At 71.2% G+C, this 25992-nt stretch carries 11 protein-coding genes and 1 pseudogene; 5 read left to right on the plus strand and 7 right to left on the minus strand.

Annotated features, from left to right (window positions below; genetic code table 11):
* Positions 1-8: 8 nt before the first annotated feature.
* Positions 9-7739: pseudogene (locus tag E0500_RS29135) on the plus strand (type I polyketide synthase); the annotation flags it as partial.
* Positions 7740-8083: 344 nt separating this feature from the next.
* Entirely contained in the window at positions 8084-8710 is a 627-nt protein-coding gene (locus E0500_RS44295; protein WP_258573562.1) for an alpha/beta fold hydrolase, read from the plus strand.
* Positions 8711-8779: 69 nt separating this feature from the next.
* Here the strand turns inward: E0500_RS44295 and E0500_RS29140 are convergent, their stop codons facing one another.
* The 3 genes from E0500_RS29140 to E0500_RS29150 form a co-directional block, all read right to left on the minus strand.
* Positions 8780-9613: a phytanoyl-CoA dioxygenase family protein gene (locus E0500_RS29140; protein ID WP_131569543.1), complete on the minus strand. Its 834-nt coding sequence runs from the start codon at positions 9611-9613 to the stop codon at positions 8780-8782.
* A gap of 121 nt (positions 9614-9734) precedes the next feature.
* Positions 9735-10925: a cytochrome P450 gene (locus tag E0500_RS29145; RefSeq protein WP_309505178.1), complete on the minus strand. Its 1191-nt coding sequence runs from the start codon at positions 10923-10925 to the stop codon at positions 9735-9737.
* 152 nt (positions 10926-11077) lie between these two features.
* Positions 11078-12259, minus strand: a complete 1182-nt coding sequence (locus E0500_RS29150; RefSeq protein WP_131569545.1) for a cytochrome P450 — start codon at positions 12257-12259, stop codon at positions 11078-11080.
* Positions 12260-12619: 360 nt separating this feature from the next.
* Here E0500_RS29150 and E0500_RS29155 point away from each other — a divergent pair, with 360 nt between their 5' ends.
* Together E0500_RS29155 and E0500_RS29160 are read left to right on the plus strand one after the other, a co-directional pair.
* Entirely contained in the window at positions 12620-15499 is a 2880-nt protein-coding gene (locus E0500_RS29155; RefSeq protein WP_131569546.1) for an AAA family ATPase, read from the plus strand.
* 179 nt (positions 15500-15678) lie between these two features.
* Positions 15679-16452, plus strand: a complete 774-nt coding sequence (locus tag E0500_RS29160) for a thioesterase II family protein (RefSeq protein WP_131569548.1) — start codon at positions 15679-15681, stop codon at positions 16450-16452.
* Positions 16453-16512: 60 nt separating this feature from the next.
* Here E0500_RS29160 and E0500_RS29165 read toward each other — a convergent pair whose 3' ends face one another.
* The 4 genes from E0500_RS29165 to E0500_RS29180 all read right to left on the minus strand — a co-directional run bounded on the left by E0500_RS29165 (position 16513) and on the right by E0500_RS29180 (position 24555).
* Positions 16513-17205, minus strand: a complete 693-nt coding sequence (locus E0500_RS29165) for a LuxR C-terminal-related transcriptional regulator (RefSeq protein WP_131569550.1) — start codon at positions 17203-17205, stop codon at positions 16513-16515.
* A 420-nt stretch (positions 17206-17625) separates the two neighbouring features.
* A complete protein-coding gene (locus E0500_RS29170) occupies positions 17626-20406 on the minus strand; it encodes an AAA family ATPase (protein WP_131569552.1) in 2781 nt (926 codons plus the stop codon).
* 3 nt (positions 20407-20409) lie between these two features.
* Complete coding sequence (locus tag E0500_RS29175) at positions 20410-23028, minus strand: AAA family ATPase (protein WP_181587184.1); 2619 nt, start codon at positions 23026-23028, stop codon at positions 20410-20412.
* 621 nt (positions 23029-23649) lie between these two features.
* Complete coding sequence (locus E0500_RS29180; RefSeq protein WP_165935083.1) at positions 23650-24555, minus strand: DUF1963 domain-containing protein; 906 nt, start codon at positions 24553-24555, stop codon at positions 23650-23652.
* Positions 24556-25218: 663 nt separating this feature from the next.
* Here E0500_RS29180 and E0500_RS29185 point away from each other — a divergent pair.
* Positions 25219-25827 (plus strand): hypothetical protein, encoded by a 609-nt coding sequence (locus tag E0500_RS29185; protein WP_131566230.1) that lies wholly within the window; start codon positions 25219-25221, stop codon positions 25825-25827.
* Positions 25828-25992: the final 165 nt, after the last annotated feature.

Below are 25992 nucleotides of genomic sequence, written 5' to 3' on the forward strand. Positions count from 1 at the left end.
AGGCATCGATGAGCGCACCGTACGAAAAGGTCGTCCAGGCCCTGCGCAAGTCCCTGGAGGAGACCGAGACGTTGAAGAAGCGCAACCGTCAACTCGTCGCGGCCTCCCGCGAACCCGTCGCGATTGTGGGGATGGCGTGCCGTTTTCCGGGTGGTGTCTCGTCTCCGGATGAGCTGTGGGAGTTGCTCGCGGCCGGTCGTGACGGTGTGACGTCGTTTCCGGCCGACCGTGGCTGGAACGTGGACGATCTCTACGACCCTGTTCCCGGGCAGCCCGGCCGTACTTATGTGAATTCCGGTGGGTTTGTGTCGGGTGTGGCGGATTTTGATGCGGGGTTGTTTGGGATTTCGCCGCGTGAGGCGTTGGCGATGGATCCGCAGCAGCGGTTGTTGTTGGAGGTGTCGTGGGAGGCGTTGGAGCGGGCTGGTGTGGATCCGGTGTCGGTGCGGGGGTCGGTGTCGGGTGTGTTTGTGGGGACGAATGGTCAGGATTATTTGTTGGCGTCGCGGGGTGGTTTTGGTGGGGTTGAGGGGTTTGTGGGGACGGGGTCCGCTGCGAGTGTGATGTCGGGGCGGGTGGCGTATGCGTTGGGGTTGGAGGGGCCGGCGGTGACGGTGGACACGGCGTGTTCGTCGGCGTTGGTGGCGCTTCATCTGGCGGTGGGTGCGTTGCGGTCGGGTGAGTGTGGTTTGGCGTTGGCGGGTGGGGTGACGGTGATGTCGACGCCTGCTGCGTTTGTGGAGTTCTCGCGGCAGCGGGGTCTTGCGGTGGATGGGCGGTGCAAGGCGTTTGGTGAGGGTGCGGATGGGACGGTGTGGGGTGAGGGTGCCGGGATTCTGGTGTTGGAGCGGCTTTCGGATGCCCGTCGCCACAATCATCCGGTGTTGGCGGTGGTGCGGGGGAGTGCGGTCAATCAGGATGGTGCGTCGAACGGTTTGACCGCGCCGAATGGTCCGTCGCAGCAACGCGTCATCCGACAGGCGTTGAAGTCGGCCGGTGTTTCGGCTGCCGATGTCGACGTGGTCGAGGCACATGGCACGGGCACGACGCTCGGGGATCCGATCGAGGCGCAGGCGCTGCTTTCCACCTATGGCCAGGGGCGCACCGGCGGGCCGTTGTGGCTGGGCTCGGTGAAGTCGAATCTCGGGCACACGCAGGCGGCGGCCGGTGTGGCGGGGGTCATCAAGATGGTGCTGGCGATGCAGCGGGAGGCTCTGCCCGCGACGTTGCATGTGGATCGGCCTTCCTCGCATGTGGATTGGGAGGCGGGGCAGGTGCGGTTGTTGACGGAGTCCCGGTCGTGGCGGCGTGGTGAGCGGCCGAGGCGGGCGGGTGTCTCGGCGTTCGGGATCAGTGGGACCAACGCCCACGTCATCCTCGAAGAAGCCCCGGCCGACAGGACCGACAACCGCTCTGACAAGCCCGACAAGCCCGATTCCCGACCGCATTCCGGGCCGCGTTCCCGTTCCGAATCCGACCTCCATTCAGCCGTCCAGCTCCCCGTCATCCCCTGGCTCTTGGCCGGGAGGGACGCCGACAGCCTTCGCGCACAGGCCGAACACCTCGCCGCGCACCTCACCGCGACCTCGGCATCCCCGACCGACCTCGGCTACTCGCTGGCCACCACCCGTGCCGTCCTGACTCACCGCGCCGTCGTCCTCGGGCCCGGCCTCGACGAGCTGAGCGGGGGCGTCCGTGCCCTCGCCGACGGCGAGCAGCACCCGGCGGTCGTCACCGGGTACACCCTCAAGGGACGTACGGCATGGGTGTTCACCGGGCAGGGCAGCCAGCGCCCCGGCATGGGACGCGAACTCCATGATCTGTTCCCGGAGTTCCGCCGTGCCCTGGACGAGGTGTGCCAGCTCCTGGATGCCGAACTCGGCGCGGAGGACCCCGGCCACGTCCCCCTGCGCGACATCATGTTCACCGGCGCCCCGGAAACCCTGGCCCGCACTGGTCACGCCCAACCCGCCCTCTTCGCCCTGCAAGTGGCCCTTATCGCTCTCCTGCGCTCCTGGGGCATGCGACCGGACTGCGTCCTGGGCCATTCGGTCGGCGAGTTCGCGGCGGCGTATGCTGCCGGTGTCTTCGAACTCCCTGACGCGGTAAGGCTGGTGGCGGCGCGTGCCCGGCTGATGCAGGCCCTTCCCGAGGGCGGCGCGATGGCCGCGATCGAGGCCACCGAGGACGAGGTCGCCGGGGTGCTGGACGGGGACGTGGCGATCGCCGCCGTGAACGGGCCGCAGTCCGTGGTGGTGTCGGGCGCGGAGAGTGCCGTAGAGGCCGTGCTCACCGAGTTCCACGAGCGTGGTTGCCGTACTAAGCGACTGCAGGTCAGCCACGCCTTCCACTCGCCGCTGATGGACCCGATGCTGGCCGAGTTCACCACCGTGGCGGCCGGTGTCACCTACCGCCCGCCGACCCTGCCCGCCGTCAGCACCCTCACCGGCGAGGCCCTGCGCGACGGGGACTGGACCACACCGACGTACTGGATCGAACAGGTCCGCCGACCTGTACGGTTCCATGACGCGCTCACCACCGTCGCCGGCCCCCAGAGGGCCGTCCGGCTCCTGGAGATCGGCCCCGACCCCGTCCTCACCGCGCTCGCCCGGGAGGCTGGACACGCCGCCGCGGCGACCCTGCGCACCGGACAGCCGGAGTCGGGGGCCGTCCTGACGGCCGTCGCCGAGATGTACGTCCGTGGCGCAGATGTCCGTTGGTCCGCGCTGTTCGAGGGCACGGGTGCGCGGAGGCTGGACCTGCCCACGTACGCGTTCCGCCGCGAGCGGTACTGGCTGCCCGACCACGCCGTCGCGGAGCGGGGCACGGGGACCGGCTCCGACGGTGTCGAGGCACGCTTCTGGGATCTCGTGGAGCGGGGCGAGGCCGACACGCTCGCCGAGCGGCTGGGTGTGACCGGCGACGAAGCGCTGGACACCCTCGTGCCCGCGCTGTCCGCCTGGCGTCGGCAAGGCCGCCGGGACCTGGAGCAGGCGGCCCGCCGTTACCGCGTCCGGTGGCGGCCCGCCCGTCTCGCCGCCGACCCGGCCGCCCTCTCGGGCCGCTGGCTGGTGGCCGCGGCCGACCCGGCCGACCAAGCCGTTGTGGACATCGCGGCAGCCTTGCGCCGGACCGGCGCCGAGGTCGACCTGATCCCCGTCGCCACCGACGCCCGTGCCGACCTCGCGGACCGTATCCGCGCCACCGGCCACGAGCCCACTCATGCCCTGGCCCTGGTGCCGTCGCCGGGTGCCGTGCTCGCCCTGTGGCAGGCCCTCTCCGACAGCGCCCCGGCCGCCCGCCTGTGGTGTGCCACCCGGTCCGCACAGTCGGTGGGCGCCGGCGACACCCCGTCCCGGCCCGACGAAGCCGCCGTGTGGGGCCTGGGACGCACCCTCGCTCTCGAACAGCCCGACCGCTGGGGCGGCCTGCTCGACCTCCCCGCGCACCCCGACCCCGACGAGCCGCAGCGTCTCGCGCGGCTGCTGGCCGCCCCCGGTGACGAGGACCAACTCGCCCTGCGCCCCACCGGAGTCCTCGCGGCCCGCCTCGTCCGCGACACCAGCCCGAGCGGCCAGTCCGCCACCCCGGGCGAACAGCCGCGGAGCAGCCGCTTCCACGGCACAGCCCTCGTCACCGGAGGCACCGGTGCCCTCGGCCGGCACATCGCCCACTGGCTCGTCGACCAAGGCATCGAGCATGTCGTCCTGGTCTCGCGGCGCGGTGTCGAGGCCCCCGGCGCCCGAGACCTGCGTGACGAGCTGAGCGGTCGTGGAGCCGACGTCACGCTCGCCGCCTGCGATGTCGCGGACCGCACCGCCCTCGCCGGCCTCCTGGACGCCCACCCGCCCACCGTCGTCGTCCACGCGGCCGGCATCCTCGACGACGGCCTCGCCGCCGACCTCACCCCCGAACGGCTGGCCCGCGTCCTCGCCACGAAGGCCGACGCCGCCCAGCACCTGCACGAACTGACCGCCGACCGCGCCCTCGACGCCTTCGTGCTGTTCTCGTCCACGGCCGGCGTCACCGGCAACGCAGGCCAGGCCGCCTATGCCGCCGCCAACGCGCGCCTCGACGCGCTCGCCCAGTACCGCCGTGCCGCCGGCCTGCCGGCCACGTCTGTCGCCTGGGGGCCCTGGGCCGGCGACGGCATGGCCGCCGACCCGGTCGTCACCACGCACCTGGCCCGGCTCGGCGTCCGGCCGCTCACCCCCGACACCGCCCTCGACGCGCTCCGGCGCATCCTCGAAGACGACCGCACCTGCGTCACCGTCCTCGACGCCGACTGGGCCCGCTTCGCCGAGACCACCGCCTACGCCCGCCAGGGCTCACTCCTGCGCGAACTCACCGCGCCCGCACTGCAGGAGGCCCGCACCGCACACGGCCCCGAGCGGCCCACGGCAGGCGGCGGGGAACTCGCCACCGCCCTGCACGGCCGCCCGTCCGCGGAGCGGGAACGCCTCGTCCTCGCCCATGTACGAGCCACCGTCGCCGAGGTCCTCGGGCACAGCTCCGCCGCCGCGATCGCCGCCGACCGCCCTTTCAACGACCTGGGCTTCGACTCTCTCACCTCGGTGGAACTGCGCAACCGCCTCGGCGCCGCGACCGGGCTGCGCCTGCCCGCCACGCTCGTCTACGACCACCCGACACCCGCCGCCCTCGCGGCCCACATCCACGCCCAACTCCCGGGCGCCGACACCGGCATCGAGGCCCGGGACACCACTGCGGGCACCGCTACCGGAGATGCCCTCGACGACGACGCCGTCGCGATTGTGGGGATGGCGTGCCGTTTTCCGGGTGGTGTCTCGTCTCCGGATGAGCTGTGGGAGTTGCTCGCGGCCGGTCGTGACGGTGTGACGTCGTTTCCGGCCGACCGCGGCTGGGACATCGAGCGTGTCTATCACCCGGACCCGGAGCACTCCGGGACTTCGTATGTGAATTCCGGTGGGTTTGTGTCGGGTGTGGCGGATTTTGATGCGGGGTTGTTTGGGATTTCGCCGCGTGAGGCGTTGGCGATGGATCCGCAGCAGCGGTTGTTGTTGGAGGTGTCGTGGGAGGCGTTGGAGCGGGCTGGTGTGGATCCGGTGTCGGTGCGGGGGTCGGTGTCGGGTGTGTTTGTGGGGACGAATGGTCAGGATTATTTGTTGGCGTCGCGGGGTGGTTTTGGTGGGGTTGAGGGGTTTGTGGGGACGGGGTCCGCTGCGAGTGTGATGTCGGGGCGGGTGGCGTATGCGTTGGGGTTGGAGGGGCCGGCGGTGACGGTGGACACGGCGTGTTCGTCGGCGTTGGTGGCGCTTCATCTGGCGGTGGGTGCGTTGCGGTCGGGTGAGTGTGGTTTGGCGTTGGCGGGTGGGGTGACGGTGATGTCGACGCCTGCTGCGTTTGTGGAGTTCTCGCGGCAGCGGGGTCTTGCGGTGGATGGGCGGTGCAAGGCGTTTGGTGAGGGTGCGGATGGGACGGTGTGGGGTGAGGGTGCCGGGATTCTGGTGTTGGAGCGGCTTTCGGATGCCCGTCGCCACAATCATCCGGTGTTGGCGGTGGTGCGGGGGAGTGCGGTCAATCAGGATGGTGCGTCGAACGGTTTGACCGCGCCGAATGGTCCGTCGCAGCAACGCGTCATCCGACAGGCGTTGAAGTCGGCCGGTGTTTCGGCTGCCGATGTCGACGTGGTCGAGGCACATGGCACGGGCACGACGCTCGGGGATCCGATCGAGGCGCAGGCGCTGCTTTCCACCTATGGCCAGGGGCGCACCGGCGGGCCGTTGTGGCTGGGCTCGGTGAAGTCGAATCTCGGGCACACGCAGGCGGCGGCCGGTGTGGCGGGGGTCATCAAGATGGTGCTGGCGATGCAGCGGGAGGCTCTGCCCGCGACGTTGCATGTGGATCGGCCTTCCTCGCATGTGGATTGGGAGGCGGGGCAGGTGCGGTTGTTGACGGAGTCCCGGTCGTGGCGGCGTGGTGAGCGGCCGAGGCGGGCGGGTGTCTCGGCGTTCGGGATCAGCGGCACCAACGCCCACGTCATCCTCGAAGAAGCCCCCGAGCCGAAGCAGTCGGAACCGGAACAGCCGGAACAGCGTGCGCGGCCGGAGCAGCCGGTGCTCGACGCCTCGCTCCCGCTCGTTCCCTGGATCCTGTCCGCCCACCGCCCGGAGTCGCTGACCCAGCAGGCCGCTCGTCTCGCAGCGGGGCTCACCGACGACCACGCGGCACACGACATCGGCCACTCGCTGGCCACCACCCGTGCCGCCCTGACCCACCGCGCCGTCGCCCTCGGCCCCGACACCCCGACGCTGGCCACCGCCCTCGCGTCCTTCGGCACCGGGACGATGACCCCGGACATCGTCAGCGGCACCGTCACCGAGGGCGGTACGGCGTGGCTGTTCACCGGGCAGGGCAGCCAACGCCCAGGAATGGGACGGGAGTTGTACGAACGGTTCCCCGTGTTCGCCGGGACCTTCGACGAGGTGTGCGCGCACCTCGACGGGGAGTTCGACGGCACCGCCGGCTTCACCACGGGCGTGCGGGCCGCGGTCTTCGCGTCCGAGGGCTCTGCGGAAGCCGCGCTGCTGGACCGTACCGGTTATGCGCAGGCCGCGCTGTTCGCCGTGCAGGTGTCCCTGGTGGAACTGCTGCGCTCCTGGGGGACAGAGCCGGACTGCGTCGTCGGACACTCCGTGGGCGAGTTCGCGGCGGCGTATGCTGCCGGTGTCTTCGAACTCCCTGACGCGGTAAGGCTGGTGGCGGCGCGTGCCCGGCTGATGCAGGCCCTTCCCGAGGGCGGCGCGATGGCCGCGATCGAGGCCACCGAGGACGAGGTCGCCGGGGTGCTGGACGGGGACGTGGCGATCGCCGCCGTGAACGGGCCGCAGTCCCTCGTGGTGTCCGGTGCAGAAAGCGCCGTAGAGGCCGTGCTCGCCGAGTTCCGGGAGCGCGGGCGCCGTACGAGTCGGCTCCGCGTCAGCCACGCCTTCCACTCACCCCTGATGAAGCCGGTCCTGGACGACTTCGCCGCCGTGGCCGACGGCATCGCCTACCGCACGCCGACCGTGCCCGCCGTCAGCACCGTCACGGGACAGGCGCTGCGGGACGGCGACTTGACCACCGCGCGCTACTGGGCGGACCAGATCGTCAAGCCCGTGCGCTTCCACGACGCCCTCACCACCGTTACCGCCGGTCAAGGGGCCAGCCGGCTCCTGGAGATCGGCCCCGACCCGGTGCTCAGCGCACAGGCGCCCGCCGGGACCGCCGTCGCCGTGAGCGTGTTGCGTCGCGACCGGGCGGAGGTCGCGGCGCTGCTCACCGCCCTCGCCGAGGTCTTCGTCCACGGCACGGACGTCAACTGGGGCGCCGTGTTCACCGGGACCGGCGCGCGCCGGGTCGACCTGCCGACGTACGCCTTCCGGCGCCGGCGTTACTGGCTGCCCGACCGTGCGGGCGAGAACGGCGCGATGAGCTTCCTCGATATCCCGCGGGCCCCGCGTGAGCTCGCCACGTCCGACGAGCCTCTCCCCGCTCCCCACGAGCCGTCATCTCCTTCCGCACCGGCCAACCGTCTCCGGTCCCTGCCAATGGCCGAGCGCGAGAGCGCCGCCCTGGAGCTCGTCGTCGCCCAAGTGGCCCAGGTCCTCGCGCACACCGACACCGGTGAGGTCGGCGTCACGCAGCGGTTCCTCGAACTGGGCTTCACCTCCCTGTCTCTGGCCGACCTCCGCAACCGTGTCAGCCGTGCCTGTGGAGTCGAGCTGCCGACGTCCGCCCTCTACGAGCACGCCACACCGCGCGCCCTCGCCGCCCACGTCAGTGGTGAACTGGCCGACGGGGAGCGGCAGTCGGCCGTACCCACCGACTCCGTGACCGCGCTGGTGCGGTACGCCTTCGAGCGGGAGCAGTACGACAAGGGACTGGACGTGCTGCACCTCGCGGCCGCGATGAGGCCAGGGTTCGGCCTGCCCGACTCGTCGCATGACACGGCGCCCGGCGAGGCGACCCACCCGGACGCCCGCCCCGGCACGACCGCCCCCACCCCCGGCCCGTCCGGCTCGCCACCGGCACCGAGGGCGAGGCCCTGCTGTGCCTGCCGTCGCTGGTCGCACCCGTCACCGCCTACCAGTACTCACGGTTCGCCGCCGGCCTGCACGGCAGCCGCGACGTATGGGTGCTGCCCGCGCAGGGATACGCGCCCGGCGAGGCGTTGCCCGACAGCCCCGAGGCCGCCGCCGCCCGGCAGGCGGAGGCCGTCCTCGCCGCCATCGGGGACAAGCCGCTCACCCTCGTCGGGTACTCCTCCGGCGGCTGGCAGGCCCACCTCCTGGCCGCCGTACTGGCCGAGGCGGGCGCACCGCCGCGTGCCCTGGTGCTGCTCGACTCGCCGGAGACGCCCGACGAGAACCTCGCGCTCGCCATGGTCGCCACCTCCTGCCGGCTCATGCGGGACTTCCCCGACGTCCCCGTCGACGCCGACCAGCTCACCGCGACCGCCCACTACGGCCGCCTGTTCGACGGGTGGCGGCCCGCGCCTGCCGCCGAGGCGCCGCGGACCCTGTTCGTGGCCGCCGCCGAACACGACCCGGCCCTGCTCCTGGGCGCCGGCCGGCCCACCTGGCCGCTGCCGCACGAGGCGGTGGAGGTGCCCGGCACCCACGTCAGTCTGCTGGACGGTGACGCCGACACCACCGCGCGCGCCGTACACACCTGGCTGCTGGAGCGCTGAACACGTCGAGGGCCGCCGCGCACACCGCGCGGCGGCCCTCGACGTGGTGACGCCGTACGGCGATGGTGCTCAGTCGTCGAGCAGACGGATCGGATCCTCCTGCTCGTACCAGCCGAGGAACGGCGGGCACAGGCCCCAGCCGAGCAGTCGCTGAAGCTCCTCGGGGTACTCGCGGACGATCTCCCGCGGTACGGCCAGATACTGGTTCTCCTCCTGGCGCAGGTTGCCGCGCACCAGCGCGAGCGTGAGGCCCGTGCGCGCGTCGTCGGCGAGGTTCGCGCCGCCGCCGTGGAACAGACCGCCCACCCAGATCAGGCAGGACCCCGGATTCATCTCGGCCTGCACCGCCTCCTCCGGGCGCGGCGCGCGCTCCGCCTCCCACAGGTGGCTGCCCGGGTAGACCATCGTGGCGCCGTTCTCCTCGGTGAACTCGCTCATCGCCAGCATGATCTGGACCCGGTTCGTCGGGCCGGGGCTGGGCAGCAGATGCGCGATGTCGTCGCGGTGCGGCGGCTGCGCGGTCTCGCCGGGCCAGATCTGGATCACCTGGGTGATGCTGACCTGGACGTTCGGGGCGAGATCGGTGCGCTGTCGGCCGAACCAGTTCGTCGAGGGGCGCTCGATCAGGTCCCGGGCGGCGCCCAGGTACACCGGGTCGAGCGCGATGCGCTCCATGTGCCGGGAGCGGGCGAACAGGGAGCTGAGCCGCTTGGTGCGCTGGCCGGTGAACGAGCTGTCCCCGTAGCCGACGCCGTCGAGGGCGGGACCGAGGTCGTCCCACAGACCCTTCAGGGTCGTCTCGTCGACGAGGTTCTCCACGATCACACCGCCGTCGCGTTCCAGGACGGCGGTGACGTCGGACACCGGTGCGGTGGCGGGAAGCCGGGTCAGATCTGCTGGCATGCGAAATCCTGGTTCTGTCGGGTTCTGTCCGGTTCGGTCGGCGAAGCGGCTCGGTGCGAGGTGCCGAGGTGCGCGACCGCGAAAGGCACGAGTCGCGCGCGGCGGCTCGGCGGCCGGAGGGTCACCAGCGCACCGGGAGTTCGGCGAGCCCGTACAGCACGCCGTTGTCCTTGTGGCGCAGGTCCCGGGCGGCGCAGTCGAGCCGGATGCCGGGCAGCCGCTCGAAGAGGACGCGGTAGGCGAGTTCCATCTCGACGCGTACGAGGTGCTGGCCCAGGCACTTGTGCCGTCCGTGGCCGAAGGCGACATGGCCCTGGGCCGAGCGGCTCGGGTCGAAGGCGTGCGGGCAGGCGAACCTGCCGTCGTCGTAGTTGGCGGCGGCCACCAGCGGTGCCACGCCCTCGCCGGCCCTGATGAGCTGGCCGCCGATCTCCACGTCCGCCACGGCCACCCGCAGTGGCACGAGATCGGCGACGGAGTAGAACCGCAGCAGTTCGTCCACGATGCCCGGGTCGCCGATCCACTCCGGATGCGTCATGAGGGGGACCGCACCCAGGGCGATGTTGTTGGCGGTGGTCTCCTGGCCGGCGATGAGCAGCAGCAGGGCCGCTCCGCCGACCTCCATCGGGGCCAGCTCCCCGGCGGCGAGCATCGTGCTGATCAGGTCGTCACCCGGCCGGTGCCGTTTGATGGTGACCATCCGGCCCAGGTAGCGCAGGAGTTCCGTGGTGGCCTGGTCCCGCTCCTCGTCGGTGGCGGACAGGGTGACCAGGACCGAGACACGGGACTCGAAGAAGGCCCGGTCGGCGTTGGGCACGCCCAGCAGCTCGCAGATCACCAGCGACGGGATGGGTACCGCGTAGTCCGCGACCAGATCGGCCGGGCTGCCCTTGGCGGCCAGCGACTCCACGCAGTCCTCGACGACCTTCTGGATGCGGGGGCGCAGCTCCTTCACCCGCCGTGCGGTGAAGTCCTGCATGAGGATCTTGCGGTAGCGGTCGTGCTCGGGCGGGTCGAGGGTGGCGAACCAGCCTGGGATCTGGGTCTGTGCGGGTGGTCCGCCGGTACGGCCCGGGGTGGGGAACCCCTCGTTGCGGGAGTCCGAGCTCAGGTGCGGGTGGAGGAGGGCCTCCCGCACGTCCTCGAACCGGGTCAGCAGCCAGACGCGCTGGCCGCCCGGCATCATCGACCACGCCAGCCCGTCCCGCCCGCGCAACTCGGCGTAGCCGGGCGGGGGGAAGGGCTCGCCGGGCCGGCGGAACGGGAAGTCGACCTGCCGTGCGGCGTCGTCCTTCGAGTCTGTCGCTGTCACGTGCCGTCCCCTCTCACCGGGAGGTGCACCGGGACTTCCGGACCCCGATGTGACACGAAGGATGGGCCGCTCGCGGCGGGCAAATCCCTAGTCCTGGCACGGGATCCGAAGCTCCGGCACGCGGTTCGGGGCTGTGCGCCGGGACCGCTTCGCTACCACCGCACCGGCAGTTCGGCGGGCCCGCCGACGAGCCGCCCGGCACTGGTCACGAGCTGCTCGTGCGGAACCGTCGGCCGCAGCTCCGGCATGTGCCTGAACAGCGCGGTGAACGCCTCCGCCAGTTCGATACGGGCCAGCGAGGCGCCGAGGCAGTGCCAGATGCCGTGTCCGAACGACAGATGCGGGTTGGGCGCACGGCCCGGGTCGAACTCCCCGGCGTGCTCGAAGACGCGCTCGTCGTGGTTGGCCAGCGCGAAGTCCAGCAGCACCAGGTCGCCGGCCCGGATGGTGACCCCGGCGACATTGATGTCGCCGGCGGCGTAGCGGGGCAGGACGGAGCCGGACTGCTTGCCGTTGCGCAGGACTTCCTCCACGAGCCCGGCCATCGCCTCCGGGTCGTCGAGCGCCGTCCGCAGCCGCTCCGGGGGGCGGGTGAGCAGTGCGACGCCCAGGGTGATGAAGCTCGCCACGCTCTCCAGGCCAGCCATCAGCAGTGTCGCGGCGAGTGCGGCGGCCTGCTCGGTGGGGACGCCGGCGGTGACGAGCCGGGTCAGGACATCGTCGCGCGGTGCGGTCCGCTTGGCCTCGGCGAGCGCGCCGAACAGGGCGAACAGCGGGCCCGGGCCCGGTGCGGCCTCGCCGTCCTTCCCGACCCGGCCGATGTCGGCGAGGAGCTGCGTGGCGCGCTCCCGCTCCTCGGCGGGCACGCCGATCAGCTCGTGCAGGATGCTCAGCGAGTACGGCAGCGCGAAGTGCCGGTGCAGATCGGCGGGTTGCTCACGGTCCGCGAAGTCCGCGGCGATCGCCTGCGCGGCGGCGGCCACCCGCGGTCTCAGCTCCTGCATACGGCGCGCCGCGAACTGCGGGCCGAGCAGGGCACGGGACCGGCGGTGCATCTCCCGAGCCATGTCGGCGTCGTCGATGATCAGCATCTCCACGAGCGGGCTGTCGACGTACTTGGGCGCGGTGGCGGGGGTGGGATGGAAGCGACCCAGCCGCTCGTCGTGGAGAAGTGCCTTCGTCTCGGCGTGCCGGGTGACGAGCCAGGCCTCGTCGCCGGCCGGTGTCCGCACACGGCGGACGGGTGCCTCGTCCCGCAGCGCCCGCAGCGGGCTGGGGGCGAACACGGGGCGCGAGTCGGTGTCGAGCACGGGCAACTGCGGTGTGTGCGGCATGGGACCGAGCCTGCCGTCCCGGCACTGACGATTTCCCGAGACTTGGGGCGCCGGCTCGCCATGCCACTCATGTGTAGTGCGCCACACTCAAATGTGAATCCCGCTCATCTTCCGCGCCTCGGTCGCCCGCTGAACCGGACCGGCTGACTCCGAGTCGACCCCCTGACCGGCGACAGGGCGCGAGAGGCCGGTCGCGCGTTGGCGACCGCGAACCTGTGAACGCGACTTGGGGGGTGCGCGACCGCATCGCGCGCGGGCGAGCAACAGCCCTGCTCGTGCGTATGATCGGACGAGAAAAGGGTCGTTCGGTTCGTCCATCCCGCCAACTGCTGTGTGCGGCGGGGCAATACAGGAGACGTGGTGGCTTCAACCTCCGGCCTGAAGGCGGAAGGCGAGCCCACGCTCGTCGGTCGAGACCTCGAACTCGCCCTGATCCGTGAGCACCTTCACGGTACGGGGGAAGGACGCGCCGTCCTGCTGCGCGGACCCGCCGGTATCGGCAAGACCCGGCTGATGCGCGCCCTCACCGAACCGGACGCGGACGCCCGAGTCCTCACCGTCAAATGCCAGGAGAGCGGCGGCGCCGCCTACGAGGCCGTGCGCGGGCTGTTCGCACCGCTCGGCCTCACCGACGACCCGGCGCGGCATCCGCTTCTAGTGCCCCAACAGGCAACGTCCGCCCCGTTGCTGGCCGGAAGTGCCGCGCTGGCGGGCAGCGCCGCGCTCGCCCTGCCCGCCCTCACGACGGACGGCGACCTCGACGGCCAGCCCGCCGACATGTACGGCGTCATGCACGGCCTGTACTGGCTCACCGCTTCGCTCGCCGCCGAGCGCCCCCTCGTCCTCGCTGTCGACGACCTCCAGTGGTGCGACGAGGCGTCGCTGCGCTGGCTCGGCTTCCTGCTGCGACGGGCCGAGGGACTGCCGGTCGCCCTGCTCTTCACCCTGCGCACCGAGGTCGAGCCCGCGCGCCCCGACGTGCTGGACGAGATGGCCGACGCCGCCTCCTGCCTCACCGTCGACGTCGAGCCGCTCACCGACGACGCCGTGTGCGACCTGCTCGCCGCGTCCCTCACCGTCACGCCCGACGCCTCCGTCGTGGCACGCTGCGTGGAGCTCACCGGCGGTAACCCGTTCCTGGTCCAGCTCCTCGTCCGTGAGCTGAGGCACCGCGCCCCGGACGCCGCACTCGACGCCGACGTGTTGCGCGACGGCCTCGGGCACGGCACCGTGGCCCGCTTCCACCTCGACCGGCTCACCCCCGAACGGCTCGCCGTGGCGAAGGCGCTCGCGGTCCTGGAGTCCGACGACATCGAACCCGTCGCCGCCCTCGCCGGCACCACACCCGGCCCCGCCGCAGGCGCCGTCGACTCCCTGCGCGCCGCCGGACTGCTGAGCCCCGACTCCCTCGCCTACCGCCACGACCTCATGCGCCAGGCCGTCCTGGACGCGACGCCGGCCGAGGAACGCCTCGCACTGCGCGAACGCGCCGCACGCCTGCTCAACGACTCCGGGCGCCCCAGCGACCAGGTCGCCGTCCAGCTGATGCACCTGCCCGAGGTGCCCGAGCCCTGGATGGTCACGGTCCTGCGGTCCGCCGCCCTCGGCGCCGAGCAGCGCGGCGCACCCGTCACCGCGGGCCAGTACCTCTCCCGCGCCCTGCGGTACGACCTCGACGACATCGAGCTGCTGTCGGCCTCCGCCCGCGTCCTCGCCCACTCCGACCACCCCACCGCGCTCAGCCGGCTGGAACACGCGCTGTCCCTCGCCACGGACCCGCGCCTGCGGTGCCGTCTCGTCCTTCAGTACGTCATCACCTCCCTCGGCGCGCAGAACTCGCTGCGGGCCTTCGAGTTGGTCGGCGAGACCCTCGTCATGGTCGAGTCCGAACTCGGCGACACCCCGGACGAACAGGCACTGCGCAGCCTCGTGGAGGCGATGGCGCTGGTCTCCGGGCTCGACGAGAAGTCCACCGTGCGCCGCGTCAGCGAACGGTTCCGCGAGCACACCCTGCCGCCCGGCGAAACCGCCGAGGAGCGTCTGCTGCTCGGCATGCTGTGCGCGCTCGGCACCCTGGAGGGCCGCCCCGCCGCCGAACTGGTCCCGGCCGCCCAGCGGGTCCTGCGGGTCGGGGACGTCTCCCTGGGCGGCTGGGGTGCCCTGGGCGCCAGCCTCACCCTCTACCTCGCCGACGAGATCAAGCCCGTCGAGTTCGTGCTCACGACCCTGCTCGAACACGCCCAAAAACGCGGCCAGGCATGGAACAGCGCCATCGTCTCCACCACCCGCGCCCAGGTGCACCTGTGGGGCGGCAACATCGCGCAAGCGCTGACGGACGCACAGCTCGCCTTCGATCTCGTCCACCGCGATCTGCATGTGAAGAGCGCCGTGGGCCCGCAGTGCACCCTCGCGGACGTCATGGTCCTGCGGGGCGACGCCCGCCGCGCCGAGGAACTGCTCGACCTGGTGCGCCGGCCCCGCCTGGACCAGTTCGCACTGGAGTCGCACACCTACATGATGAGCCGGGCCCGCGCCCGTGCCGCGCTAGGTGACCTGGAGGGAGCGCTCGGCCATCTCGTGCGGTGCGGCGACAGCCTCGCCGAGGCGGGCATCGGCAACCCCGTGCTGGCTCCCTGGTGGTACGACGCCGCGCAGGTCCTCGCCGACCTCGGCCGGTACGGCGAGGGACGGGACGTCGTCGACCGGGTGGCGCCGGCGGTGCGGCGCTGGGGCACGCCCCGGGTCCAGGGCATGCTCGCCGTCGCGCGCGGTGTGCTCACGCCCGGCGACACCGGCATTGACGAACTGACCGAGGCCTCCCGTCTCCTCGACGGCAGTCCCGGCCGTCTGGAGCACGCCCGCGCCGAGTATCTGCTCGGCCGGCGGCTGCTGGAGCGCGGTGACTCCGAGGGCGCGCGCGAACGGCTGCGCCGCGCCATCGACATCGCCGTGCTGTGCGGCGACCGGCAGCTCCTCGACCAGGCCGTGCCCGCCCTCGGTGCGGCCGGCGGACGGCTGCGGCGCGGCACCGAGTCACCGACCGACGCGCTGAGCGGAAGCGAACGGCAGGTCGCCGAGCGTGCCGCCGCGGGAGCCACCAACCGGGAGATCGCCGAGGCCCTGTTCCTCACCCAGCGCACCGTGGAGTTCCATCTCACGAGCGTCTACCGCAAGCTCGGCATCCGGGGGCGGGGCGAACTCGCGGCCGTCCTCGCCGCCGAGCGCAGACCCGTCGGCTGAGCGGCCATAGCGCAGAGCTCATCCGGGGAACCGGCCGCGGCCGTGCACGAACCGGTCGCGACCGAACCCCGTGGCGCCGGAAGTTTAGGGTTTTACGGGTGGCGGCCCGCGTTCAATGGGCGGCGACGGCGGGCAGGTTGCCGCCGCCGCACCGACGAAAGCTCTGGAAAGGGACGCCCATGTCGCGTATCGCCGACGACGCCACCACGGCGTGGATCCGCCGCTACCACCCCTCCGCCGGCAGCGCCGTACGGCTGGTCTGCTTTCCGCACGCGGGCGGTTCGGCCAGCTTCTTCCACCCGGTGTCGGTGCGCTTCACCCCGGAGGCCGACGTGGTCGCGCTCCAGTACCCGGGACGTCAGGACCGGCGCACCGAGCCGTGCGTCGAGGACATCGGCAAGCTCGCGGACCTGCTGTGCGAGGAGATCCGCGAGCTCAGCGAGAAGCCCACGGTGTTCTTCGGCCACAGCATGGGCGCCGTCCTGGCTTTCGAGACGGCGCTGCGGCTGGAGGAGCTCGGCGCCAATCCGCCGCGCGCCGTCGTCGCCTCGGGCCGGCGCGCCCCGTCCTCCCACCGGGACGAGCACGTGCACCAGCAGGACGACGCGGGCGTGGTCACCGAGCTGCGGCTCCTCAACGGCACCGACGCGGCCGTGTTCGGCAACGACGAGCTGCTGCGGATGGCGCTGCCCGCGATCCGGGGCGACTACCGCGCCATCGAGACCTACACCTGCCCGCCCGGCCGCCGCATGCGCGGTGCGCTGACGGTCCTCACCGGCGACGCCGACCCGCGCACCACGCCGGCGGAGGCCGAGGCCTGGCGTGACCATACCGAGGGTGCCTTCCGTATGCGGGTCTTCTCCGGCGGCCACTTCTTCCTCACCGGTCACCTGAACGAGGTGTACGCCGAGATCCTCACGGAGCTCGACGCCGCCCGTGCGGCCGGGGCCTGACAAGCCCCGGGCCCCGCCGACGGAAACGGCGGGGCCTTCGAAGCGATGAAGAGGTCGTGGTCAGTCGGACACGAACTCCGGGCGTACCCGCGGTGGCCACTGACCGACGGCGAAGACACCGAGGGAATAGCTTTTCGATATCAGCGCCGGCCGGTTGGTCACCTTCATCTTCCGTAGCAGAGAGGAGACGTGATACTCCACTCCGCCGCGGCTGAGGAAGAGTTTCGTGGCGAGTTGGACCGTCGACTCTCCTGATGCCACTCCCTCCAGAATGCGGGCGTGCATCGGGCTGAACAGTTTGCGCCGTGCACTGGCGATCTGCGGACCGTTCTCGGACTGCTCCGGGTCGACCAGTACCAGAATGCGGTCCACCCGGCCGACACCGCTCCGCACGGCGATTCCGGTCATCTCGCCGCGGAATACGGCGTCCTTCGCGCCCAACGCGACCAAGTGGTCGGCAAACCGGGGGCTCTGACCGTCCGCCAGACGGATCAATTCGTTCTTCAGCTTGCCCTGCACGCTGGGGTGCAGGAGTTCACAGAAGTCCCTTCCCGTGCCCTGCCCGGGGTTCCAGTCGAATTGATGGGCGAAGGACCGGTTGGCCTCCATTATCCGGAATTCCAGATCGAGGTTCGCGATGCAAACGAGGGACTGTTCGAAAAGCGCCAAATAATTCTCGCGATACGGTTCCGGGGACCAGTTCCGCGGTGCGTCGGGGAGGATCTCTACGGAGTCTAGGCCGGCGTTCTTCATGGGGGGTGGGCCACTCTCTCTCAGCGCTCATGACCAGTGGTGCGTCCCGCAGCGGGGAGTGTTCCTTCACCCATGACATTGCCATCGATTGAAAATACATGTCAAGGCGTGCAGGGTTCGTAAGGCCCTATTCACCACTAAGACTGCGGTGTCCTCCGGCGGTGGTTCGGTACGCATTGCGGTCCCGTATGCGGGTGCCTTTTGAGTACCGTCGGTAACCAGCGAACGTGACGCACAGGCGACGCAAAAGTGAGGAGTTGTGCACGTCAGCGCGATTGCCGGGACGTGGATCGATCCATCGGAGTGTGCGGGAGCGAAGGCGAGGGGAAATCGGTGGATTTGCGTTCCCCGGATGCTGTGAACACAAAGAACAAAATTCCGCGCAGGTCGGCGGCATGGATCAATGCAGTCCTGGGCAGGCTATCGGGTCTCTTTTGTTCCCATCGCGTGGGCCAGTTGTTCCCGGCCAGTAATGCAGAATTTGCGGTAGGAGCTCGTCAGGTGTCTTTCCACGGCCCGTAGACTCGTTTCGAGTTCCTCCGCGATCTCCCTATTGCTCAGACCGCGTGCCGCGCGTTCCGCCACTCTCGTCTCGGCCGGGGTGAGCCCGGCCGCGAGCGCCCGCGCCGAGCGTGCGGCGGTGCCGGTCCCGGTGTCGGCCGGAGCGTTGACCAATTCGGCGGCCAGTCGACGGCCGCGTCGGAAGAGCCGGTCGCCGTCCGGGACGGATTCCCGTTGCAGACGTCTGCCCAATTCGGTGAGGGCGTGGGCCAACTCCAGCCGGCTGCCCTCCGTTTCGACGAGGTCGACGGCCTGTCGCAGCAACTCGATGCCCGGCGGGCCCTCGGTGACGAAGCCGAGCAGACGCCGCGCCCGGCTCAGCGTGGTCGGCGCGCCCCAGGCCATGGCGCGTTCGTGATGGGACCGGGCGACAGCGAGGGCCTCGGCGGTCCGGCCCGCGCGGTGGTGGTTCAGGGCGACCTGCACCTGCCAGTGCGCGAACGCCGGATTCACCCACCCGGCGCGTTCCAGGACGCGTCCGCAGTCCAGGTAGTGAGCGAGCGCCACAGGCAGATTCCCGCGGTTCTCCGCGAGCATCCCGTTCAGCGCCCCGAACAGGGCGAACATCCGCAGGTCGGCAGGCGGTTCGGCGGGCTCAAGGAGCCGCCCGGCGAGTTCGGCGTCGCCCACTTCGAGCGCGACGCTCCCCAGGAGAAGAGTGACGTGCACCCTGTCCCCGGGCGTCCCGCCCTCGGTCAGCGCGAGGGCACGCACGCCGCACTCCCGGGCCGCACCGACCTCGCCCCGCGCCAGCAGCGCGAGACCGTGCACCGCCTCGACCAGGGACAGCGTCGTACGGTCGCCTCGCTGCGAGGCGTGCAGGCGCGCCGCGTCCAGCCAGGACGCGGCGAAGTGCGGGCTGTCCGTGCAGTAGAGCACCGCAGGCAGCAGTTCGAGCGCCAGACCGGTCAGAGCGCTGTGCGCCGGCTCCTCCTCCAGGACCTGCCGGGCCATCCGGGCCACCGTGCGGTGGTCGGCCTGCCCGCCGACGGCGGCCGAGAACACGAGGACGGTGCGCAGTTCGCGTTCGGCCGCCGAGGCGCCGTAGCGCTGCTCGCCGAGGTCGAGCAGCCGGCGCGTCGCCGAGGTCACCAGGCCGGGGTCCTCCAGCCCGGCGTACCGGGCCCGGGCCTCCAGCCGCATCGCGAGGTACCCGCCCTGCCGGTCGCCCTCCCGCGGAGTCCCGAGACCGGCGGCGGTCTCCCGGACGAGGGCGGCGACCTCGGGATCGCTGCGCACGATGTCCATCGGGGTGCTGGAGACGACCTCGGCACGGCGCCGGAGCCGAGGCATGAGCCGAGCGGCCTGCACGAAGTGTCGGCCCGCCGCCGGAGACTTGAGGTCCAGCTCGGTGACCCCGAGTTCGTAGAGCAACTCGGCGCGGACATGGCTGGTGGCGGGTACGTCGACGAGGGCACGGCCGAGATAGCGCACGGCCGTCTCCGGCGCGCCCCGGCGGCGGGCGGCCGCGGCCGCGGCACGCAACTGGTGGATCTCCCACGGGTCGCCGATCCGGTCGACCTGCAGCAGCGGCACCGCGACCTCCTCCGGACCGGCGCCGCACGCGTCGAGAGCGGCGGACGCCTGCCGATGGCGGCGGGAGCTCTCCTCGTCCCCCATGGCCTGGAGGACGACGGCGCAGGCCGCGCGCGTGTGGGCGGCCTTGCCCTGGCCGACCGCGGGCGGCCACGCGTGCGTGAGGACCTCACGGGCGTACGCGCACTGCTGCCGGGTCAGACCCGCGAGCCGGGCGACGAGGTCGTCCGTGGCGTGGTCGGCGAGCACGGCGGTGGCCTTGAGGAAGGCGTCGAGGACGGGTTCGCGCCGCAGCAGCGACAGCAGCCGCTCGCGGTGCAACGACTCGCCCAGCCCGCGCAGGCGCTGCGTGTGCCAGTGAGGTGCGCCGAGCCGCCGGAGCCGGGCCCGGTCGCACAGCACCCTCAGATCCTTGGGCCGGCCCCTGGTGATGTCGTGACAGGTCCGGAGGAACTCGTCGGGGCAGCCGTCCCCGAAGTGCCGGGCCGCCAGCGCCGCCGCGCCCCGGCGGGACAGGCCGCGGGCCCGGATGCGGTGGGTGGCGGCCGCGGAGATCTCGCCGACGAGCGGGTCGCGGGTACCGAGGCCGTCCTTGCGGACCACGGCCAGCAGCATGTGCAGGCCGTCGAGGCGCGCGGCGAGATGGGCGAGCGCCTCCAGGGAGTCGTCGTCGACCCAGCCCAGGTCGTCGACGGCGAGCACCACGGTCCGCTCGGCACTGAGGCCGGCGAACAGGATGTGCAGCCAGTGGAGCGTGTCGGCGCGCACGGCGGCGCCCGCCTCGTCGTCCGGCCCGGAGTGGCCCGGGTCGGCGGCGATGGGCGGCACCGCGGTGAGCAGGGGAGCGGGCAGGTCACGCTCGGCGACCAGCGGGAGCACGAGCCGTCGCAGCACACCGAAGGGGACGCTGCGTTCGGCGGGGATGCCGCCGGAGCGAAGGACCAGGGCGCCGGTCGCCGTAGCCCGCTCGGCCAGCCGGTTCAGCAGGGCCGTGGTGCCGGTGCCGGTGCCGCCCTCGACGACGACGAGGACGCCGGTGCCCGCCCGGGCCTCGGCGACCGCCTCGTTGAGTACGGCCAGTTCCTCCTCGCGCTCCAGCAGCATGGATCAGTCCCCCTCCTGCCGGGCTCTCAGATGGGCGACGAGGGCGGCGCGCCCGTTCGCGCCGAGCTTGCGGTAGGTGTGCGTCAGCCGCAGCTCGACCGTGCGGGTGGCCAGGCCCAGTTGGCGGGCGATCTCACGGTTGGCCAGACCGGCCAGCACGAGGGCGGCCACGTCGCGCTCGGACGGCGTGAGCGGGTCCGGCTCCGGGGCGGTTCCGTCGGGCGTCGCCGTAAGGCTGTCCTGGGCGGACCGGGAGGACTGTGAGGGCTGGGCGGACCGGTCGGCTTCGGCGGTTGCCCAGGGGACCTCGACGCCGTTGCGCGCCAGTGCCTCGTGGGTGCGGGCGCGCAACGCCGTGAAGGCGCTCAACGTCCCCCAGCACTCGGCGACATCGCGCTCCTTGACGAGCAGGTCGTCCGCGGTGGCGGGGGCGCCGAGGTGATGGTGGGCGACGGCCGCGGCGCTGCGCCACGGTATGAGCATGGGGTTGCGCCAGCGCTTGGCCCGCAGCATGCGGCCGCACTCCTCGAGCAGCAGCAGGGCACGGGCGGCGTCCCGGTCGATGAGGGCGAGTTCGGCGCGGGCGTACAGCAGGAACGCCGTGCTGACGCTGTGGCCCTCGGGCCGGCTCCGGGCGCGTTCCGAGGAGCGCCTGGCCTCGTCCACGCGGCCGCAGCGGATCAGCGCGAGGATCTCGGCGGCGGCGAGCCGGGGGGCGAGGAGGCTGTGCCACGACGCGGGCGGGAGGGCCCGCGTGGCGGCGGTCAGTTCGTGCAGCGCCTCCTCGCCGCGGCCGAGGCGTATCTGTGTCTCGGCACGGCTGAGCAGGGCCTGGGCGGCCGCCGCGAGGGCGTCGGAGCGGCGGGCGTCCGCGGCGACGGCGTCCAGGCGATCGAGGCCGGCGGGCACGTCGTCCGCGCACAGCTGGGCCCGGGCCGCGGCTATGCGGCACATGAACGGCACGGATCCGGGCTCGTCGAGCGCCGTGCGGGCGAGTTCGAGGACCTGGGCCCGGTCGTCGCCGCGGGTGGCGAGGGTCCAGGCGAGCACGGCGGACTGGGCGGGGTGCCCGGGCCGGTCGGAGTGGATGGGGGGCGGGGCCACGAGCGGTAGGCCGCCCTTCTCCTTGTGAGCGAGCCGACCGAGGGCGCGCAGCGGACGTAACTCCTCGTCGGGGATCTTGGTCAGAGCCCGCTGGTGCACGTCGGCGATCACCCAGCGCGCGGTCTCGGCGTCGCCGCGGCTGAGCAGCAGGTCGGCGGCGTTGAGCACGTCCGGCCAGGTCTCGCGGCTGAGGTGGCGCAGCATCACCTGGCGCAGCCGGCCGTCCGCGGCCTGCGGGGCGGTGACGGCCTCGGCGGCGGCCAGGCGGATCAGACGCCGGGCCCGCTCGGCCTCGGTCACCAGCTCGCACGGCGAGTGCCGCAGCGACGCGGTCGTGAGGTCGGCCGCGTGCCGCGGGCGCGCGAAGGAGGCGAGGCCAGAGGCCGTCCACGAGCGCACGAGCGAGGTGACGTCGCCGAGCAGTTCGGCGACGGTGCCGACGCGCAGGGCCTCCTGGCCGTGCGGCGACGCGGCGCGACGGTGCAGCCGGTCGAGCTCGGACCCGGTCATGCCCGCCAGGACGTCATCGGCGAACCAGGGGTGCCGCAGCCGGGGGATGTCGGTGTCGGCGAGCAGCCCGCAGGCCCGCAGGGCGTCCACCGCGTCGGCGAAGGCGGTGGCGTCGAGGCCGGCGAGGGCCGCGAGCCGGGATGGCTCCAACTGGTCCCCGCCGACGGCCGTGGCGCGCAGCAGGGCCACGGCGTTCTTGGGCAGGCCGTGCAGGGTGGTGAGGGCGCGGGTGGACCAGGCGGTGCGGGCGGCGGCGATGAGCTGCGGTACGGCCTCGGTGTCCAGGGGGCGCCCGAGCGTGGTGATCCGGTCGGCGACGGCGTGCAGGACGGCGGGGGACCAGCCGGCGACCCCGGCCGCCGTGAGTACGGACCACTGCATGGGGTGGCTGACGCGGGCCTCGACCACGCGGCACGCCTCGGCGGTGGTGAGGGCGTCGAGGCGCAGGGTGTGCACCGGGCAGGGCGCCGCGGGCTGGGCTCCCGCCGCGTCCAGGACCTGACGGACCGGTACGGGGGAGGTGACGACGGCGAGGACGGCGCCCTGCCGGGCGCGGTGGATCAGGTCGACCAGCCGGCGCAGGGAGTGGGCGTCCGCGAGATGGAGGTCGTCCACGGCCAGTAGCACCGGTCTGCCGGCCGACAGCGTCAGGAGCGTGTCGCACATGCGGGCCACGGCGTCCGTGGGTCTGCTGGTGGGGCCGATGCCGGAGGCGAGGGCACCGATCCGGGAGGGCCGGCACAACGTGCCCAGCAGCTGGGTGATGGCGCCGTACGGGAGCTGGGACTCGCGGGGTGAACAGCGGGCGACACCGACGGCGAGACCTGAGGCGCGGGCCCGGTCGACGGCCCATTCGAGGACGGCGCTGCGGCCGGAGCCCACGGGACCGGTGACGACAGCGATGTCCGAGACACCGTCCTCCAGCCGTCGCACGAACCCATCGAGGGTGTCGAGCACGGCCTGTCGGCCGACGAGTTGAGCGGGGACGAAAGCGGGGGTGGAGGTCATGGGCGACCCTGGGGGTCGCGGCACGCACCTGGTGGGGGCGGTGGGGGGTCTGTCGGCGAGCCGCGGACGGTTTCGCATGCGCACCTCTCGTCTGATGACAACCGGTGACCTGCTCTTCCTTCGAATCGGAGATTAGCGAGCCGCACACCGCCATTACAGGTTACTCGGGGGATCCCTGAGCTTTTTTTGAGGTTACTGAGGAATCAACGCGCGTTGATAAGTGGGCGGCACCTGGCAGAGTGCGTTGGCTGAATGCCGCGGCGGCCTCTCGGCGGTTCCCGCCTGCCAACAGGCCTGATCAGACCTGTTGGCAGGCCTGATCAGGCCGGGCACTTGGTTCTGTCCCAACCACCGACGAGCCATCTGCGAGAAACTGGCCGGTAACTCGGGTGAACACGTGATTCCCGCTCCGGGGGCCATAGCCGGGTTTCATCTATACCCAGCTGAGTAAAAACGAATCCAGCCAGCTCAGCAATAGATTTCTGACAGCCTTTCAGGTGACTTCGATTTGTCATCGAGTTTCGTTTGCTGAGCGGTGCGGACTGTTCGCCCGAAATGTCCTCGGCTTGTTGGAGGGCGGGCCGGCTGCCGCCCGGGGAGCGACATGTTGAGGCGGGCCGCTCAGGGGTTCCAGAAGAACGAGACATGGACGCGGTCGAAGCGCCGCTCGGCGAGATCCTGGTGCGGGATCACCCAGTGGAGCGTGGCGCCCTCACGACCTTGGAGATCGACGTCCCACTGCGCGAGCAGCACCCAGTTCTCGGGGGCGGGCAGTTCTTCGGAGTCGAAGGGTTCGCCTGAGCGCGCGGCTTGCTGCCGCAGCAGAATCGCCTCCTCAGCGGCGGCTGCGATCGGATCCGTCTCGGTGCTCTCGTGGGAGGCGTACCCACCGATGCGCAGGGCGCCATCGACGATGATGTCCTCGCACGTGTCGGACCAGGCTTGGGCCAGATCCCAGGCGCGGGGGTGGCCGGGGAACTCAGCGATCTTCAGGTCGGGTTCCGGTGACGGGCCAATGAAGTGGTAGGGCAGGGAGATGTCGGCCGACAGACGCAGTTCATCCTGGGGGTACTGCTCGCAGATGTCGAGTATCTCCTCGTCGACCTCGACCTCGACCTCCTCCTCGTCGCCATGCTCGGGGAAGAACTTCGACCCCCGCTTCTCGACGGGCATCCCGGCGGGGACGTACAGAACGCTCCCGGCGCTGTCGTTACCGCTGAAGTACGCCATCTCGGGGAATCCGAAGAGCAGCAGACGGCCGTCGACAGGGAGCGGAACACCCGTTAACTCCTCCGGCAGAGCGGCGCAGTCGAGGGTGGCGAGCAAAGGGTACGCGGGGTCGGGAACGTCGGCGGGCAGCATCAGTGGGCCGCCGAACCGGCCGACGAACGGTCCGGTCCCGTGTGCGGTGAGCGTCCCGGACGGGCGGGCCATGGCGATCCACCGCTCGACGTCCTCGGGAGGTATGCCACGCCGCAGCGCTTCCTCACGAAAAGGCTTGAGCCGCCCGATCAAGTCATTAGTCATGGGGGTCAACATAGACCTCGGGTCTGACAGTTCAGGCGGTCCGACCCGGCGCTCACGTCCCGAGCGGCAGAACACCGGCCCCCGCGGCCGCGGTTCCCGTCCATGCCACAGTGTCGCTCTGCGGACACGTCGGAACCGTCCCCTCTCTGTTTCCCGCCGAAGGCGTATGGCTGCCCGCCCAATATGACGAGACGTCAGCAGCCTGGGCGTCAGCCGACTACGCCGAAGTCCTGACCGAGGAGGGCGCGGTAGTACGCGACTTCCGGTTCGCGCTCCATCCAGATGTTGCCGGTGGGGGTCTCCGTTGTTGCGTTGTCGGACCGTCCGGTTGGTTTCCGCTGCGCTCTTCGAGATGCACGACGAATGGATCGCCTTACCTCGCCGCACCTCCCCGAAGGCGATATGGGTGATATCTACCGTAAACTCTCTTTTAGTTCCTCCGTGCTACCCAACGCACCAAAATGCAACCGCCAGTTGATCCCCAACGCCATGACGAGGGACACTACCTGGCGGATGCGCGTTCCCGACCGAGTGGCACTCGCTTCGGTATCCTCCCGTGCAGGTCACCGGAGACCATTTACCCAAAGATTACTGGGCAGTTGACCTCAGGGTTTCGTGGTAGCGTCCTTATTCGGAGGGACAGTGCAACCTGAAAGGGAAATCGTGAACACGGAGAAGATCGCTGCTCGCCGCCTCTCGCTGGAAGAGGTGACGAAGCTCGGCATGACGGACAGGCTCTTCGTTTCCGCCGACACGGCAGAACTCAAGCTTCCCGACTGCTATGTCCCTGCTTTTCTGACCAAGTCCGGTGAGTATTTCGAGGGCGGCTCGATAACGGCGAGAACCGTATTCCAGGAAGAGGTCTCCTGCCTTCCTGACGACGAGAATGAAGCTGGAATCTACTTGGCCGACGAGAACGGCTCGGTGATCATCGAGGTCCTCCAGTCCGCCGGTGTCGTGCTGGACCTGGCACTTTTTATCCCTGGTGGGGACAAGGGGGCCCTCACGGCCCTTTACGCTGCGGCCCGGCAGGCGTTCGGCGCCGACATCGTGCAGATCTGGCGCCAGGGCCTCAAGGAGGTACCCGACGTGAAGGTCGACATCTTCGAGGAGCAGATTCCCCGGGGGCGCAAGGGGAGCGACAGCCCCAAGCGTGACCGTCGCGCGATCGACACCTACCCCACCCGTGCGGACTTCATCGAGTTCTCCGCGGGGTGGAAGCCGGTCGTTGAGATTCACAGGCCGATTGTTGACGACACCCCGACCATCTGAGGCGGCGTTACCTCTCGGTCTCGGCCTGAGAGAACGCCGAGAACGCATGCGCCGGACCCGGTCGACCCCTGAGCGGCCCAGGGAGCCGTCGGAAAATAACTCACGAACGCCGAAGCGCCGTTCCACTCGATGACCTCGCGAGACGGCCCGCCTGACCAAGATCAA

The sequence above is a fragment of the Streptomyces sp. KM273126 genome, assembly GCF_004337435.2.
Lineage (GTDB): Bacteria > Actinomycetota > Actinomycetes > Streptomycetales > Streptomycetaceae > Streptomyces > Streptomyces acidicola.

Excerpts from the sequence above, each read along its gene's own strand:
- E0500_RS29140 (WP_131569543.1), bottom strand. The coding sequence starts at position 9,613 with ATGCCAGCAGATCTGACCCGGCTTCCCGCCACCGCACCGGTGTCCGAC.
- E0500_RS29150 (WP_131569545.1), bottom strand. The coding sequence starts at position 12,259 with ATGCCGCACACACCGCAGTTGCCCGTGCTCGACACCGACTCGCGCCCC.
- E0500_RS29160 (WP_131569548.1), top strand. The coding sequence starts at position 15,679 with ATGTCGCGTATCGCCGACGACGCCACCACGGCGTGGATCCGCCGCTAC.
- E0500_RS29165 (WP_131569550.1), bottom strand. The coding sequence starts at position 17,205 with ATGAAGAACGCCGGCCTAGACTCCGTAGAGATCCTCCCCGACGCACCG.
- E0500_RS29170 (WP_131569552.1), bottom strand. The coding sequence starts at position 20,406 with ATGCTGCTGGAGCGCGAGGAGGAACTGGCCGTACTCAACGAGGCGGTC.
- E0500_RS29175 (WP_181587184.1), bottom strand. The coding sequence starts at position 23,028 with ATGACCTCCACCCCCGCTTTCGTCCCCGCTCAACTCGTCGGCCGACAG.
- E0500_RS29180 (WP_165935083.1), bottom strand. The coding sequence starts at position 24,555 with ATGACTAATGACTTGATCGGGCGGCTCAAGCCTTTTCGTGAGGAAGCG.